The following is a 14,788-nucleotide window of genomic DNA, read 5'->3' on the forward strand; positions in this document are numbered from 1 at the left end:
ACAATATGAAGGGAATCATTGATGTATTACAGGAAGAAGTAAAGCAGGCATTTGAGAAGGCTGGCTATGATGGAAAGTACGCTAAGGTGACGATTTCCAATCGTCCGGATCTTTGTCAGTATCAGTGCAATGGTGCACTTGCCATGGCAAAAGAATATCACAAAGCACCGATTCAGATGGCAGAGCAGATTGTTGAATTATTAAAACAGAGTGATACATTTGCGGCAATTGCGGCACAGGCACCTGGATTTATCAATATGACAGTCAGTGGAGAATTTTTGGCAGCGTATATTAATGAGATGCGTGCTGCAGACAAGTTTGGTTTGGAACAGCCGGCTAAGAAAGAGACGATCGTGATCGATTACGGCGGAGCGAATGTCGCAAAGCCGCTGCATGTGGGTCATTTGCGTTCTGCAGTCATCGGCGAGAGCATTAAGCGTACTGCACGATACATTGGTCATAAAGTAGTTGGTGATGTACATTTGGGTGATTGGGGGCTGCAGATCGGTCTGATCATTACGGAGTTAAAGCATCGTAAACCGGAGTTAGTCTATTTTGATAATACTTATGAGGGGGAATACCCGACAGAGCCGCCATTTACCATGAGTGATCTGGAAGAAATTTATCCGTATGCAAGCGGATATTCCAAAGAGCATGAGGATTACAAAGAAGAGGCACAGGAAGCAACTGCACAGCTACAGGCAGGCAGAAGAGGTTATTTGGCGCTTTGGAAGCATATTATAGACGTATCGGTTACAGATCTGCGTAAGATCTATACAAAGTTAAATGTTGACTTTGACCTTTGGAAGAAAGAATCTGATGCGCAGCCATATATCCCGGATATGGTGCAGGGAATGAAAGATGGCGGATACGCACATATTGATGACGGTGCACTTGTTGTGGATGTAAAAGAAGAGACAGACACGAAAGAAATCCCGCCGTGTATGATCTTGAAATCGAATGGTGCGACACTTTATAATACGACCGATTTAGCAACGATCGTTGAGCGTCGTAAATTATTTGATCCAACCCGTATTATTTATGTGGTAGACAAGAGACAGTCTTTGTATTTTGAACAGGTATTCCGTTGTGCTAAGAAGACAAAGATCATTGGTGATGATGTTGATCTTATCTTTGTCGGTTTTGGTACTATGAATGGTAAAGACGGTAAGCCGTTTAAGACGAGAGATGGCGGTGTGCTTCGACTGGAGCATCTGCTTGCGGATGTGACCGCACAGGTATCGGATAAGATGGCTGACCGAGATATGGACGATGAGACGAGAGCTGATGTTGCGGCCAAAGTGGCGCTTGCAGCAATCAAATATGGTGATCTGAGCAATCAGGCATCCAAAGATTATGTGTTTGATCTCGACCGCTTTACGTCATTCGAGGGTAACACAGGTCCATATATTATGTATACAATCGTTCGTATCAAATCTTTGCTTGCCAAGGTAGCACAAAATGCAATCGAAGTAGATGAGCAGGTGTCAATTCTTCCGGCATCCGATAAGAGTGCAACAGATGTTATGCTGTCTCTGTCAAAATGGGGTGAGATCGTGCAGGCAGCTTATGAGGAGCAGGCACCGCACAAGATTTGCCAGTTTATTTATGAGTTATCTGATGCTTACAACAAGTTTTATCATGAGAACAAGATCGTTGCAAATGAAGATGCAGCACTAAGAAATTCTCATATCTGCCTTAGCAAACTTGTCGTGAATGTATTGGAGACTGCAGTTGATCTGCTTGGATTAGAAGCACCGGAGCGCATGTAGTATATATTTGGATATGAATGAGTTGATTGGAGGAATTGGATGTACCGTTTAATATCAAGATTGGTTATATACCGCGGCATGGAAGAAGATGGCATTTTATTGCGTTTGTCCGATATTTGCCAAAGGTTTTATAGTGGTGATTACGACAAGGACAATCTGATAACGGAAATTTATGAGCAGATTCACAGTTTGTTGGATTTAGCGACTCGTTATGGATTTAACAAAAATCTATGGCACAATTATCTTGCTTTTCAATTGGCAATGAGTGAAAACCCTTTTACAATGGTATCGGAAAAGGTTGGCGGCAATGATGGTACGGTCAATGCATTTGCCAAAGCAGATTTTCAGATATTCAAGAAATTGTTTGACTATGATTTTTCACCGATTGAAAAAGCATTAGAGATCAATTGCTTTTCCGTGATCTGCAATTATGAGGCAGTTGGTAAAAGTGAACAGATCTTCAACAAGAGTGTGAGCGAAAAAGTGCAGGAATTAAGTGATGCCATTGAAAAAGCGGATGATGAGGATGCACTGTATCGTATTGTAACGGACTTTTACAAAAAATATGGTGTTGGTAAGTTTGGGCTTAACAAAGCTTTTCGTGTCGCAGGATCGGAGGCAGAGGATATTCTTACACCGATTACAAATACCGGTGATATGCTGTTATCAGATATTATTGGTTATGAAAGTCAAAAACAGAAATTAATAGAAAATACAGAGGCATTTGTATCAGGCAGACAGGCTAATAATGTACTGTTATTTGGTGATGCAGGTACCGGTAAATCAACCAGTATCAAAGCAATATTAAATGAATACTATAGCAGGGGCCTGCGCATGATCGAAGTGTATAAACATGAATTTCAGTATTTGTCACAGATCATTGCAGAGATCAAAAACCGCAATTATCGTTTTATTATTTATATGGATGATCTTTCTTTTGAAGAATTTGAGATTGAGTATAAATATCTCAAAGCGGTGATCGAAGGCGGTCTGGAAACTAAACCGGATAATGTTTTGATCTATGCAACTTCGAACCGCAGACATTTGATCCGCGAGACCTGGAGCGATCGCTCTGATATGTCGCAGGATGAACTGCATCGTTCGGATACAATGCAGGAGAAGTTGTCATTAGCAGCGAGATTTGGTGTGACGATCGGATATTATCGTCCAAAGCAGCAGGAATATTTCGAGATTGTTAAACAATTGGCTAAAAAATATCCACAGATCACCTTGTCGGAAGAGGAACTCTGTTTGAAAGCTAATCAGTGGGAGCTTAGCCATGGTGGTATTTCCGGACGTACGGCAACACAGTTTATTGCCAATCTGGCGGGAAGTGTGCTGCAGGATGAGGTCGATTGATGAGCCGGCTTAGTAAGACAGTGCGCCAGATGCTTGTGATCTGTGTGGTACTGTTTATCGGGGGGATATCGTCAGTCAGAGCAGCGGCTGCTCCAAAAGCGGACATTGCAGGAGCCAAAAGAGCGGTGATATTGGCCTTTCAGAATTATGAACGTCAGGTAGATGTGTCGAAATATCATTTGTACAACAAACGCGACGACAAAGCGGTGAGTAATATGATGACGGAAATCGCGACACAGACATCGTATCTCTTTTACAGTGGGCAGGAATATACGAAGGTTGTCAGCGCATCTGACGGACAGGTGCGCCAGATGAAACTGAGTTATATGAAAATATTTCGGAAAGCAGATGGTGCGCCGGATCGGACCAAGATCCAGAAGGTTCGGCGAAAGATCCGAGCCAAGGTTGATCGGATCGTGGCAAAAGCACCGTCTGGAATGACAAAGCTTGAGAAAGCGTTGTATTTTCATGATTATCTGATCCGGAATACGGCATATTCAGATCAGAATACAACATATTGCACCAGTGAATGGGGTGTATTTCTGAAAGGAAAGGGGAACTGCCAGGGATATGCAAAGGCATACGCATTGTTATTGCAAAAGGTGAATATCCCTGTAAAATTTGCCAATTCCTATTCAATGATGCATATGTGGAATGTGGTACGATTAAAGGGAAAATGGTACCATGTTGATCTGACCTGGGACGATCCCTTAAATCCAAACACGCACAAGGATCAGCCGGGGCTGGTACTTCATGAAAATTTTTTGTGCAGTACGTCCTATCTGAAAAAGAAGGGTTACCGAGGGATTCGCTGTAAGCTAACAACATCTTCAAAATATGACCACAAATATTGGAAGCAGGTAAACAGTGCTTTTTATTATCAGAAAGGCAGATTTATCTATCAGACAGATCGGGCGGTCAGACAAAGAAAGCGGATCGCCGGAGGTGCTGCTCGTACTTTGGCGAGGGCTGGTGGAAGTTTATTTGTCAAAGGCAGCAAAGGGAGATTTTATTTTATCAACTTCAACCGCATATATCGTTATAATGGGCGGACACACCAAGTGAAGCTTGTGTGGGAAGGCGGTAAAAAATATGCCTCTTATCAGGCAGCACAGTTGAGCTTCGCAAATGGCAGATTAAAGGTCGGATTGCTGCGAGGCAAAATATGCAAAATAATAACGGTAGCCGGGTGATTCCGACTACCGTTTTTTAGTATAGGAAAATACTTGTATAACGCTGGTTTTTGATCCTTTTTACAGATGCTTTTATATGGTATTACAGTATACCGGTAGAGAAAACAATCTGCGGTATTAAGATCAGTAGCAGACTACAATACCGCCATCGGCTGCGTAGAGGGAGCTGATGCCTCCGGTCTCTGTAATTTGTACATCCTTAAATGAAAGGCGTTTCAAGATCTCTTCTTTGACAAATTCAGCACGTTTGCGATTGTTGCAATGTGCGATCATTAATGTGTGGTTTTGTGGATCAACAGCGTCCGCCTTGATCGCATCTGCCATCTTTATGATCGCCTTTGACATACCACGTGCCTGTGTTACTTTATCAATCTCACCGTTACCGTTAGATGTCATTACCGGCTTGATGTTGAGTGCACTTGCCAGCGTAGCGGTTACCGTAGAGAGGCGACCGTTTTTACGCAGAGTCTCAAGAGATTCTAAGACAAATTTTGTACCCATCTCATGAATAAATTGTTCGGTCTGTTTTATCACTTCGTCGAAAGAAAGTCCACTGCCGGCGAGTTCATTTGCCTTGAGTGCAACTAATGTCTGCCCGGAAGAGGCAGACAAGGAATCAAATACATGGATATGTTTATTTGGGTGATCTTCCATATACATGTTGGCTGCCAGCATGGCACTATTATAAGAACCACTCAGATGACTGGATAACGTTACCATATAAATGTCATCAGCCACCTCAAAGTGTTTAAGATATTCATCCGGTGCCGGGCAGGAAGATTTGGCACATTCGGGATAAGCATCGATGCGTCTGAGAAAATCCTGCTGATCAAAAGTATCATCATCAATTATATCGTAATCACCAATATGGATCGTCAAGGGAATATGGGCAAAATGCGGATCCTGCTTCATATCCTCCGTAAAATCTGTGCAACTGTCACATAAAATCAAATAGGACATAGTTCTCTCCAATCTGCCTGCAGAAGTCTGCGGCTGTCTACTATCAGTATGTCCGTTCATATCCAAAATAAACCGGCTTTATATTGCCGATCACCTTAAAAAGTGCCAAAAACGAACATACACAATTCTAAAACTTATAAAATGTAGTTTTTAATACTACATATATTATCATTCTTACTTTATAAAGTCAACTAAAAAGGCTTTCGAGTGAAAAATATTCACGGGATGATTTCTTGACAAATAAGAAGCATATTGCTACAATCAGTTTTAGTGTATTTAAGAGTTACATTGATGCACGGAAAGAGGTATTTCATGAAGAAGAGGATTTTATCAATTTTAGTGGATAACACTTCGGGTGTATTAAGCCGTGTTGCCGGTTTGTTTAGCCGAAGAGGTTATAATATAGACAGTCTGACAGTTGGAGAGACGCAGAATCCTGCATACTCCCGAATGACCGTAGTTGTCCGTGGGGATGACCAGGTTTTGGATCAGATTGAGAAACAGGTGGCAAAGTTAGAAGACGTTCGTGCCGTGAAGGTATTAAAGCATGGTGAGCGCGTATGCCGAGAGTTGATTTTAGTGACGGTTGCCGTAGAAGCAGATCAAAGACCGGCAGTAGTGGCTATTGCTGATATTTTCCGTGCTAAGATTGTTGATGTCGGAGTAGATACTCTGATGATCGAATTGACAGGTAACCAGAATAAGCTGGATGCATTTGTGAAGCTTTTAAATGGTTATGAGATCAAGGAGATGGTTCGGACAGGCATTACCGGACTGAGTCGTGGAGCCAGAGATATGTTTGATGAGTTTGATGTGGACTTCGACAGCTAATACATAAGTGAAACGCCATTACTTGGATGAATTTGTACTGAGACAGAATGTATCAGGGAGGTCATGCAAGACAGCGCTTTGCATAAATTACATTTTATATTTAGGAGGAAAATATAATGGCAGCAAAGATTTTTTATCAAGATGATTGTAACTTGTCCTTATTGGATGGAAAGACGATCGCTATCATTGGATATGGTAGCCAGGGTCATGCACATGCATTGAACTTGAAGGAATCCGGATGCGATGTCATCATCGGCCTTTATGAAGGTTCTAAGTCATGGGCTAAGGCAGAGAAGCAGGGCTTTAAGGTATACACAACTGCAGAGGCTGCTAAGCAGGCTGATATCATTATGATCCTTATCAATGATGAGAAGCAGGCTGATATGTATAAGAAGGACATTGAGCCAAACTTGGAAGCAGGTAATATGTTAATGTTCGCTCATGGTTTCAATATTCATTATGGATGTATCGTACCTCCGGCTGATGTTGATGTTACAATGATCGCACCTAAGGCTCCAGGTCATACAGTACGTTCTGAGTATCAGGCTGGTAAGGGAACACCTTGTCTTATCGCTGTAGAGCAGGATGCTACAGGTAAAGCACAGGATATCGCACTTGCATATGCACTTGGTATTGGTGGAGCAAGAGCCGGTGTTCTTGAGACAACATTCCGTACTGAGACTGAGACAGACCTTTTCGGTGAGCAGGCAGTACTTTGCGGCGGTGTTTGTGCATTGATGCAGGCTGGTTTCGAGACATTGTGCGAAGCTGGTTATGATCCTAGAAACGCTTATTTCGAGTGTATCCATGAGATGAAGCTGATCGTAGACTTGATCTATCAGTCAGGTTTCGCAGGAATGAGATATTCTATCTCTAACACAGCAGAGTATGGTGATTATATTACAGGACCAAAGATCGTTACAGAGGATACTAAGAAGGCTATGAAGCAGATTCTTTCTGATATTCAGGATGGTACTTTTGCAAAAGACTTCTTATTGGATATGTCCCCAGCAGGTCGTCAGGTTCACTTCAAAGCTCTTAGAAAGCTTGCTTCTGAGCATCCTTCAGAGAAGGTTGGCGAGGAGATCCGTAAGCTTTACAGCTGGAACAATGAGGATGACAAGCTCATCAATAACTAATTTGAGAAGAAAGGAGAGAATACTATGGCGGCAGGAGTATTAGTGATAGCAGTTGTTGTGGTAGCGGTTGTTGTCGTTGTTGCGGCAACGGCTGCAATTGTAGCGGCTGTAAAGAACACTTTACATGACGAGGATGAGTAGTATACTCTCTTATAATACGGAAGGGGACTGTCTGACTAAGGATCAGGGATTCAATGACGCTTAGTACGACAGTCCCTTTTATTTAAAGGATTATACAGTTCAATAGGAAGGCAATAGATTTATGTATACATTGGAGTTTGATACAGAAATACCGAAAATATGTATTCCCATCGTTGGAACGAAAGAAGAAGAGATTATAAAGACAGCAGAGGATCTGGTTGCAGCGAAGGTGGATCTGATAGAATGGCGCGCAGATTATTGTTCGTGTATTTTAGAGGATGAGCGTCTGTGCTTGTTTCTGCGGAAACTGCGACGCAGCACGGGGTCTACACCGTTACTGTTTACGATACGTACTACTGCCGAGGGTGGTGAGCTGACAATATCTTTTGAACAATATATACATACGCTTCAAGTAGCGGCACAGTCTGAATGTGTGGATTATATTGATGTGGAGATGTTTTGGTGGGACAGAGCGCTTTCGGAATCTGAGCCTGTAACAGAAGGAACGATCCGAGAGGCAGTTCAGGCATTACAACAGCATGTGCAGGTGATTGGATCCTATCATGACTTTCAGGGAACGCCACAGGAGCTGCAGATTACAAAACGTCTTTTGGCAATGCATGACAATGGTGCGGATATTCCTAAGATGGCTGTGATGCCGCAGAGAAAAGAGGATGTGTTGACGTTAATGTGTGCAACGCTGCAGGCGAAGAGACAGATACCGGACACACCGGTTATTGCTATGTCGATGGGCGCACTAGGGGCAGTCAGCCGCGTAGCAGGTGCTAATTTTGGATCAGCAGTTACATTTGGCTGCTATGGAGAAACAAGTGCACCGGGGCAGATTCCTTTGGAGGAGCTTCGGGTTGCGTTGAAGCGATTACAGATTTCATAGAAGAAGCTGTTTGTGCGCTGCATAGCGGTGTAAAATGGCATAATGATATAGTAGAAAGAAATGGAGGAGCACGGTGAAAACACAGTTAAAAGAACATATATTTTTGATCGGTTTTATGGGCGTAGGCAAAACGGCTACATCTCATGCGCTTAGTAAATTATCGGGCGCAAAGGAATTTGATACCGATCAAATGATCGTGAAACAGGAGCATAAATCGATTCCGGATATTTTTGCTGAAGAGGGGGAGGAATATTTTCGCCAGAGAGAGACAGAAATATTGACAAGGCTGCGTGATCTGGAGCCGGGGATCATTTCGTGTGGCGGTGGCATGGTGATGCGCGAGGTGAACGTGGACAAGATGAAGGAGCAGGGCAAGATCGTGCTTCTTACGGCAACGCCGGAGACGATTTATGAGCATGTTAAAGACAGTACAAACCGTCCGCTCCTTAATGGAAATATGAATATACCGTATATTACAAAGATGATGGAAGCAAGAGAATCAAAGTATCGCGCAGCGGCTGATATTGTTATAGAGACAGATGGCTGTACGCCGAAGCAGGTTGCACAAAAATTACTTGAAAAATATGCTCAAATAGGATAAACTGTATACAGGATTTTGCGTAGTAATCAAGACGCATATACAATTAAGGAGGATTTTTATCATGGTATCAGCAGGTGATTTCAGAAATGGTTTGACCATTGAATTTGAGGGAAATGTATATCAGGTTATTGAGTTTCAGCATGTTAAGCCTGGTAAAGGTGCAGCATTTGTCCGCACAAAGTTAAAGAATATTAAGAGTGGTGGAGTTGTAGAGAAAACATTCCGTCCGACAGAGAAGTGCCCACAGGCGCATATCGAGCGTGCAGATATGCAGTATTTGTACAGTGATGATATGTATCACTTTATGAATGTCGAGACATATGATCAGATTGATATGACGGCGGATCAGGTTGGCGATTCTTTGAAATTTGTCAAAGAGAATGAGATGGTTAAGATGCTTTCTCATGGTGGAGAGGTATTTGCAATTGAGCCACCATTGTTTGTTGAGCTTGAAGTAACAGAGACAGAGCCAGGATTTAAGGGCGATACAGCAACAGGTGCTAATAAGCCGGCTACTGTTGAGACTGGAGCACAGGTAAATGTGCCATTGTTCGTTGAGACTGGAGATAAGATCCAGATTGATACTCGTACAGGTGAATATTTGAAGCGTGTATAATTATTACGCATAGGATAGGAGGCGCAATTCATAAGGGATCATGTATTCCTGGGGGTTGCGCCTTTTGTGCAGAAATGAGAAGAGGATAGACATGAAATATAAATTAGTCATTTTTGATATGGATGGGACGATACTAAATACGCTAGAAGATTTGACTGACAGCACGAATGCAACGCTGGAGCATTTCGGGTATCCGGTTCATTCCATAGAGGATGTCAGACATTTCGTGGGCAATGGGATCCGTAAACTGATCGAAAGGGCCGTGCCATCGGGACTTAGTACAGAACGGATTGATGAAGTATATCGATATTTTTTGGACTACTATGCGAAGCACTGTGCGGACAAGACTAAACCGTATGATGGGATTTTAGACTTGATCCGTACGTTGCGAAAAGAAGGCTGCAAAACGGCAGTTGTGTCCAATAAAGCAGATATGGCAGTGCAGGAATTGTGTAAAGATTATTTCGATGGTCTGTTTGATTTCGCTGTCGGAGAGAGAGAAGGTGTCAGACGCAAGCCGGCACCGGACGCAGTAGAGTATGTTTTGGATACCCTGCAGATCACAAAGAAAGATGCAGTGTATATCGGTGATTCAGAGGTTGATGTGCAGACGGCGATCAATGCGGGATTAGACAGTGTGATCGTTTTGTGGGGCTTCCGAGAGAGAGAACTACTAGAACAGTATGGCGCCAAAGTCTTTGCACAGGATACGAAAGAATGCCTGCGCTTGTTACAATAAAAAGGATTGGAAAAGAGGAAAAGATGAGAACAAAAAGAAAGAAACAGATCATATGGGAAGTAATAATTTTGTTTGTGCTGGTAGCAGTTGCTGTTGGTGCAGTGCAGTTCAAACGGATCCATGAACAAAAGATGGCAGAAAAGAATGCCGTACAGAAAGTAAAATCGGTAGATGATCTTGCGGGCCGTAAGATTGGTGTACAGATTGGTACAACGGGAGATATCTATTCAACGGATTATGCCAAGGAAAATAAAGGTACCGAGGTAGAGCGTTACAACAAAGGAGCCGATGCCATTCAGGCACTGAAAGTTGGCAAAATTGATTCTGTTATTATTGATGAGCAGCCGGCAAAAGCCTATTGTGAAAAGAATCCGGAATTAAAGATCTTAAAAGATGAGTTCGCAAATGAGGACTATGCAGTATGTGTTGCCAAAGGAAATGATACGCTGCGCGAGCAGATCAATCAGGCGTTGGACGAGATCACAAAAGATGGCACGATGCAGAAGATCAATGATTACTATATCGGTGTGAATGCCGGCAAAGATCGTTATCAGGCAGATCCAAAAAATCCGAAAAAGAAAAAATTGACGATGGCGACCAATGCAGAATTTCCACCATATGAATACTATGATAAGGGAAAAATTGTTGGTGTTGATGCGGATATGATGCAGGCAGTATGTGATCGCCTTGGTATGGACCTAGAGATTCAGAACATGGATTTTGATTCGATCATTACGGCAGTTACTTCCGGTAAAGCAGATGTAGGTGCCGCCGGAATGACTGTGACAGAGGATCGTCTTAAAAATATTGATTTCACCAACAAATATACAACAGCCAAACAGGTTGTTATCGTAAAAGGAACTAAGTCGGTTGTGAAGAAACAGACTTTCCGAGAGGCATTTTATAATAACTTTGTCAAAGAACATCGTTATGAATATTTGTTAAAAGGTTTTGGCAATACACTGGTTATCACATTCTTTGCGATCATTATTGGTATTGTATTTGGCCTGATCCTTTCCCTGATCCGTACCAGCCATGATCGTAACGGCTCTTGGCCAATATTGAATGCGCTGTGCAGGATCTATATCACAGTAATGCGAGGGACGCCTGCTGTTGTACAGTTGATGATCATTTATTACGTTATTTTGACTTCGGTACAAAACAAGATATTAGTGGCGATCATTGGATTTGGATTGAACTCTGCAGCATACGTTTCAGAGGTTATGCGTTCCGGTATTATGTCCGTCGATCAAGGACAGTTTGAAGCGGGACGAAGCCTTGGTTTAAACTATTGGCAGACAATGCGCAGTGTCATTATTCCACAGGCATTTAAGAATATTTTGCCGGCACTTGGTAACGAGTTTATCGTACTGATTAAGGAGACTTCTATCAGTGGATATATTGGCATGATGGATCTGACGAAGGGTGGAGATATTGTCCGTAGTATTACGTATGAAGCATATATGCCACTATTTGCCGTAGCTATTGTCTATCTTGTGACAGTAATGATCCTGTCGGCCGGTGTCAATAAGTTGGAACGTAAATTACGAAACAGCGAACGTTAATGCAGCAACAGGGGAGAATAAATATGAGTAATAAAATAGAAAAAGATAATGTTTTGATCGATGTACACAATTTGCATAAAGCCTTTGGAGAACACCGGGTTTTAAAGGGGATTGATATTCAGATCTGCAAAGGTGAAGTGATTGCGATCATTGGCCCATCCGGTTGTGGTAAATCAACCTTTCTGCGGTCATTAAATCTGTTAGAAGTACCGACAGATGGTATTATTTCCTTTGAGGGAACGGATATTACGGATGCATCTGTTGATATTGATGTCATGAGAGAAAAGATCGGAATGGTATTCCAGCAGTTTAATCTGTTTCCGAATATGACGATCAAAGAAAATATTATGCTAGCACCGGTAAAGCGGAAGAAGATGAGCAAAGAAGATGCCGAAAAGAAGGCCTTGGAGCTGTTGACACGCATAGGTCTGTCCGATAAAGCGGACAGCTATCCGTCACAGCTGTCCGGCGGGCAGAAACAGCGTGTTGCCATTGTGCGTGCACTTGCTATGAATCCGGATGTCATGTTGTTTGATGAGCCGACGTCAGCTTTGGATCCTGAGATGGTAGGTGAGGTACTTGCTTTAATGAAGGAGCTCGCTGCAGAGGGAATGACGATGGTTGTAGTAACGCATGAGATGGGTTTTGCGAGAGAAGTGGCAAGTCGTGTCCTCTTTATTAATGATGGTACTATTCAGGAAGATGAAACACCGGAAGAGCTGTTTGATCATCCTAAAAATACGAGATTACAGGAGTTTTTATCCAAAATATTATAATTGTCTTATGAAGAAAGTATTATTGGTAACGAGGGTGAGTGGTTTCATACCGCAGCATGAAATGAAACATGTGCGTATACTACAGGATATGGGATATGAGGTACATTATGCATCCGATTTTAATAATGTAGTGTATGGCAAAGATAATCACAGATTGGACGGGACCGGAGTGATAAGGCATCAGATCGATTTTGTCAAGTCACCGTTTTCACGTCAAGTGAAGAAAAGCTATCTGCAATTGGTAAAGCTTCTTATGGAAGAAGAGTTTGCAATGATTCACTGTCATATGCCGATGAGTGGAGTTGTAGGCCGCTTGGCAGCGCAGAAGGTATATCGACAGACCGGACGTCATGTGCCGGTATTATATACGGCACATGGTCTGCATTTCTATACCGGAGCGCCGCTTCGCAATTGGCTGTATTATCCGGTGGAGTATTTTTTGGCACGTTATACGGATCGGCTGATCGTCATCAATCACGAAGATTATGATAGAGCTCAGTCATTTCCGGTGCGCGGATGCGTGGTATATGTGCCCGGTGTCGGTGTGCCGCTGCCTGAAGAAACTGCTCCGAATGCCAGAGTAATGCGGGAAACGACGCCAAAGATGTTATTAAGTGTAGGGGAGTTGTCCGCACGTAAAAATCATCAGCTTGTGATAGAGGCAATGGCATTGCTTCGTGATCTGGATCTGAGATATGTTATTTGTGGAACCGGTGACAAGCAGAAAATGTTACAGCAGCGTATCCTAGATCTAGGGTTGGAGCACCGGGTCTTTCTGGCAGGATATCAGGAGAATATTTCAGAATGGCTTGCCCGTGCAGACTGTTTTGTACTGCCTTCCTATCAGGAGGGGCTTCCGGTAGCGGTGATGGAAGCAATGGCCGCAGGGCTGCCGGTGATCGCATCGGATATCCGCGGAGTGAATGATCTGATCGAGCATACCAAAGGCGGTTATTTGGTACAGGGATTTGATCCGGAAGATTATGCGGTTAAGATTCGCCGCATGTTTACGGAAAAAGATGCAGAAAGTGCAGTTCCACGTGATGTGCGCAGAAACTTGATGGGAGAGTGGAACAAAAAGCGTGTGAAACAATTTTCTACACAAGTGGTGGATCAACAAATGAGAGCACTGTATCAAGAAGTGCTGCAGGAAGACAATGCAGGAAGGAGAAGGCGTTGATGGCACATACAGCAAAAGTATTGACCATTGCGGTTGCGGCATACAATGTCGCGCCATACATTGCACAATGTTTGGATTCTTTTGTGGATGAGAAACTCCTTCCGGCATTGGATATTGTGGTGATCGACGATGGATCTACGGATGCTACGGCACGCATAGTGAAAAAATATATCAACAGATTTCCAGAGTCTTTTCGTCTTGTTTCGCAGGAAAATGGTGGTTATGGTGCCGCGGTCAATCATGCGCTGGCACTGGCACAGGGAGAATATTTCAAGACAGTAGATGGAGATGATTGGGTAGATACAAAAGAACTCTTGACAGTTGTATGCTATTTGATGGATAATAGAGAAAGATCAGATGTTGTCGTGACAGATTATTGTTGGGTACGTCATCGTGATGGAAAGGAAATACGCCGGATCAAGACTGATTTCGCACAGAAGCAATATCAACATATCTATTCCTTTGATGAAATAGCAGATAAGGTTTATCTTAATATGCATGCAGTGACGATTCGAACCGCCTTGCTGCAGTCGCACAATATTCAGTTGGATGAGCATTGTTTTTATGTAGATGCACAGTATGTTTTGAGACCGGTGCCTTATATCGAGACAGTTGTATTTTTGCCGGGGATAGTATATCAATATCGACTGGGAACAGATGGTCAGAGTATGAATTTAGAGAGTATGCAGAAGAATTATTTGCAGCATGAAAAGGTACTACAAAGCATTATTCGTTTATATGAACAGGAAGACAAAAGTAGTTTGGCGAAAAGAGCATATCTTGCCAAAGGGGCAGCAAAATTAATGACAAGTCAAGTTAAAATTTATTTGAGTTTTCGATCAAGCCGCCGCTGGAAAATGAAGATCAAACAGCTTGTAGACACAATCGAAGCGAACAATCCCGAAATATTTCATGCCTGCAACAACCGTGCAGTAAAATTATTATATCGCACAAACTATAGGATCTATCCTGCAGCAAGTTTCTTGTTGAGACTGCAACACACATTGCATTATAGATAAGT

14 protein-coding genes are annotated in these 14,788 nt (G+C 42.7%); 13 read left to right on the forward strand and 1 reads right to left on the reverse strand.

The features are described from left to right. Positions 1-5: 5 nt before the first annotated feature. Genes argS through ACSAJE_RS00480 form a run of 3 tightly spaced genes read left to right on the forward strand, consistent with a single transcriptional unit; the run spans position 6 to position 4,324 of the window. Positions 6-1,772, forward strand: a complete 1,767-nt coding sequence (gene argS, locus ACSAJE_RS00470) for an arginine--tRNA ligase (RefSeq protein ID WP_458009416.1) — start codon at positions 6-8, stop codon at positions 1,770-1,772. A gap of 39 nt (positions 1,773-1,811) precedes the next feature. Further along, positions 1,812-3,131, forward strand: coding sequence for an ATP-binding protein (locus ACSAJE_RS00475; protein WP_458009417.1), 1,320 nt, complete (start codon positions 1,812-1,814; stop codon positions 3,129-3,131). After that, on the forward strand, positions 3,131-4,324 hold the full coding sequence (locus tag ACSAJE_RS00480) for a transglutaminase domain-containing protein (RefSeq protein WP_458009418.1): 1,194 nt from the start codon (positions 3,131-3,133) through the stop codon (positions 4,322-4,324). Before ACSAJE_RS00475 ends, ACSAJE_RS00480 begins: the two co-directional genes overlap by 1 nt. Positions 4,325-4,447: 123 nt before the next feature. Here the strand turns inward: ACSAJE_RS00480 and ACSAJE_RS00485 are convergent, their stop codons facing one another. Next, on the reverse strand, positions 4,448-5,284 hold the full coding sequence (locus tag ACSAJE_RS00485) for a DegV family protein (protein ID WP_458009419.1): 837 nt from the start codon (positions 5,282-5,284) through the stop codon (positions 4,448-4,450). 312 nt (positions 5,285-5,596) lie between these two features. On the opposite strand from ACSAJE_RS00485, the gene ilvN reads away from it, so the two are divergent. The 10 genes from ilvN (at position 5,597) to ACSAJE_RS00535 (ending at position 14,786) form a co-directional block, all read left to right on the forward strand. After that, positions 5,597-6,115 (forward strand): acetolactate synthase small subunit, encoded by a 519-nt coding sequence (gene ilvN / locus ACSAJE_RS00490; protein WP_022024341.1) that lies wholly within the window; start codon positions 5,597-5,599, stop codon positions 6,113-6,115. A 116-nt stretch (positions 6,116-6,231) separates the two neighbouring features. Then, positions 6,232-7,254, forward strand: a complete 1,023-nt coding sequence (gene ilvC / locus ACSAJE_RS00495; protein ID WP_118690846.1) for a ketol-acid reductoisomerase — start codon at positions 6,232-6,234, stop codon at positions 7,252-7,254. Positions 7,255-7,516: 262 nt separating this feature from the next. Continuing rightward, a complete protein-coding gene (aroD, locus tag ACSAJE_RS00500; RefSeq protein WP_458009420.1) occupies positions 7,517-8,290 on the forward strand; it encodes a type I 3-dehydroquinate dehydratase in 774 nt (257 codons plus the stop codon). A 73-nt stretch (positions 8,291-8,363) separates the two neighbouring features. Beyond that, complete coding sequence (locus ACSAJE_RS00505) at positions 8,364-8,891, forward strand: shikimate kinase (RefSeq protein WP_458009421.1); 528 nt, start codon at positions 8,364-8,366, stop codon at positions 8,889-8,891. 61 nt (positions 8,892-8,952) lie between these two features. Next, a complete protein-coding gene (efp, locus tag ACSAJE_RS00510) occupies positions 8,953-9,507 on the forward strand; it encodes an elongation factor P (RefSeq protein ID WP_022024346.1) in 555 nt (184 codons plus the stop codon). Between the two features lie 91 nt (positions 9,508-9,598). Further along, positions 9,599-10,246 carry an HAD family hydrolase gene (locus ACSAJE_RS00515; protein WP_458009422.1) on the forward strand — a complete coding sequence of 216 codons (648 nt, stop codon included), beginning with the start codon at positions 9,599-9,601 and terminating at the stop codon, positions 10,244-10,246. Between the two features lie 23 nt (positions 10,247-10,269). Next, positions 10,270-11,811, forward strand: a complete 1,542-nt coding sequence (locus ACSAJE_RS00520) for an ABC transporter substrate-binding protein/permease (protein WP_458009423.1) — start codon at positions 10,270-10,272, stop codon at positions 11,809-11,811. Between the two features lie 23 nt (positions 11,812-11,834). Further along, complete coding sequence (locus ACSAJE_RS00525; protein ID WP_458009424.1) at positions 11,835-12,587, forward strand: amino acid ABC transporter ATP-binding protein; 753 nt, start codon at positions 11,835-11,837, stop codon at positions 12,585-12,587. 7 nt (positions 12,588-12,594) lie between these two features. Beyond that, positions 12,595-13,767 (forward strand): glycosyltransferase, encoded by a 1,173-nt coding sequence (locus ACSAJE_RS00530; RefSeq protein ID WP_458009425.1) that lies wholly within the window; start codon positions 12,595-12,597, stop codon positions 13,765-13,767. Then, positions 13,767-14,786: a glycosyltransferase family 2 protein gene (locus ACSAJE_RS00535; RefSeq protein ID WP_118690851.1), complete on the forward strand. Its 1,020-nt coding sequence runs from the start codon at positions 13,767-13,769 to the stop codon at positions 14,784-14,786. Before ACSAJE_RS00530 ends, ACSAJE_RS00535 begins: the two co-directional genes overlap by 1 nt. Positions 14,787-14,788: the final 2 nt, after the last annotated feature.

It is taken from the genome of Jutongia sp. SJQ-6 (assembly GCF_054161275.1).

Bases quoted from the DNA above. Each gene is read 5' to 3' on its own strand.
- argS (WP_458009416.1), top strand. From the start codon at position 6: ATGAAGGGAATCATTGATGTATTACAGGAAGAAGTAAAGCAGGCATTT.
- ACSAJE_RS00475 (WP_458009417.1), top strand. From the start codon at position 1,812: ATGTACCGTTTAATATCAAGATTGGTTATATACCGCGGCATGGAAGAA.
- ACSAJE_RS00480 (WP_458009418.1), top strand. From the start codon at position 3,131: ATGAGCCGGCTTAGTAAGACAGTGCGCCAGATGCTTGTGATCTGTGTG.
- ACSAJE_RS00485 (WP_458009419.1), bottom strand. From the start codon at position 5,284: ATGTCCTATTTGATTTTATGTGACAGTTGCACAGATTTTACGGAGGAT.
- ilvN (WP_022024341.1), top strand. From the start codon at position 5,597: ATGAAGAAGAGGATTTTATCAATTTTAGTGGATAACACTTCGGGTGTA.
- ilvC (WP_118690846.1), top strand. From the start codon at position 6,232: ATGGCAGCAAAGATTTTTTATCAAGATGATTGTAACTTGTCCTTATTG.
- aroD (WP_458009420.1), top strand. From the start codon at position 7,517: ATGTATACATTGGAGTTTGATACAGAAATACCGAAAATATGTATTCCC.
- efp (WP_022024346.1), top strand. From the start codon at position 8,953: ATGGTATCAGCAGGTGATTTCAGAAATGGTTTGACCATTGAATTTGAG.
- ACSAJE_RS00515 (WP_458009422.1), top strand. From the start codon at position 9,599: ATGAAATATAAATTAGTCATTTTTGATATGGATGGGACGATACTAAAT.
- ACSAJE_RS00520 (WP_458009423.1), top strand. From the start codon at position 10,270: ATGAGAACAAAAAGAAAGAAACAGATCATATGGGAAGTAATAATTTTG.
- ACSAJE_RS00525 (WP_458009424.1), top strand. From the start codon at position 11,835: ATGAGTAATAAAATAGAAAAAGATAATGTTTTGATCGATGTACACAAT.
- ACSAJE_RS00530 (WP_458009425.1), top strand. From the start codon at position 12,595: ATGAAGAAAGTATTATTGGTAACGAGGGTGAGTGGTTTCATACCGCAG.
- ACSAJE_RS00535 (WP_118690851.1), top strand. From the start codon at position 13,767: ATGGCACATACAGCAAAAGTATTGACCATTGCGGTTGCGGCATACAAT.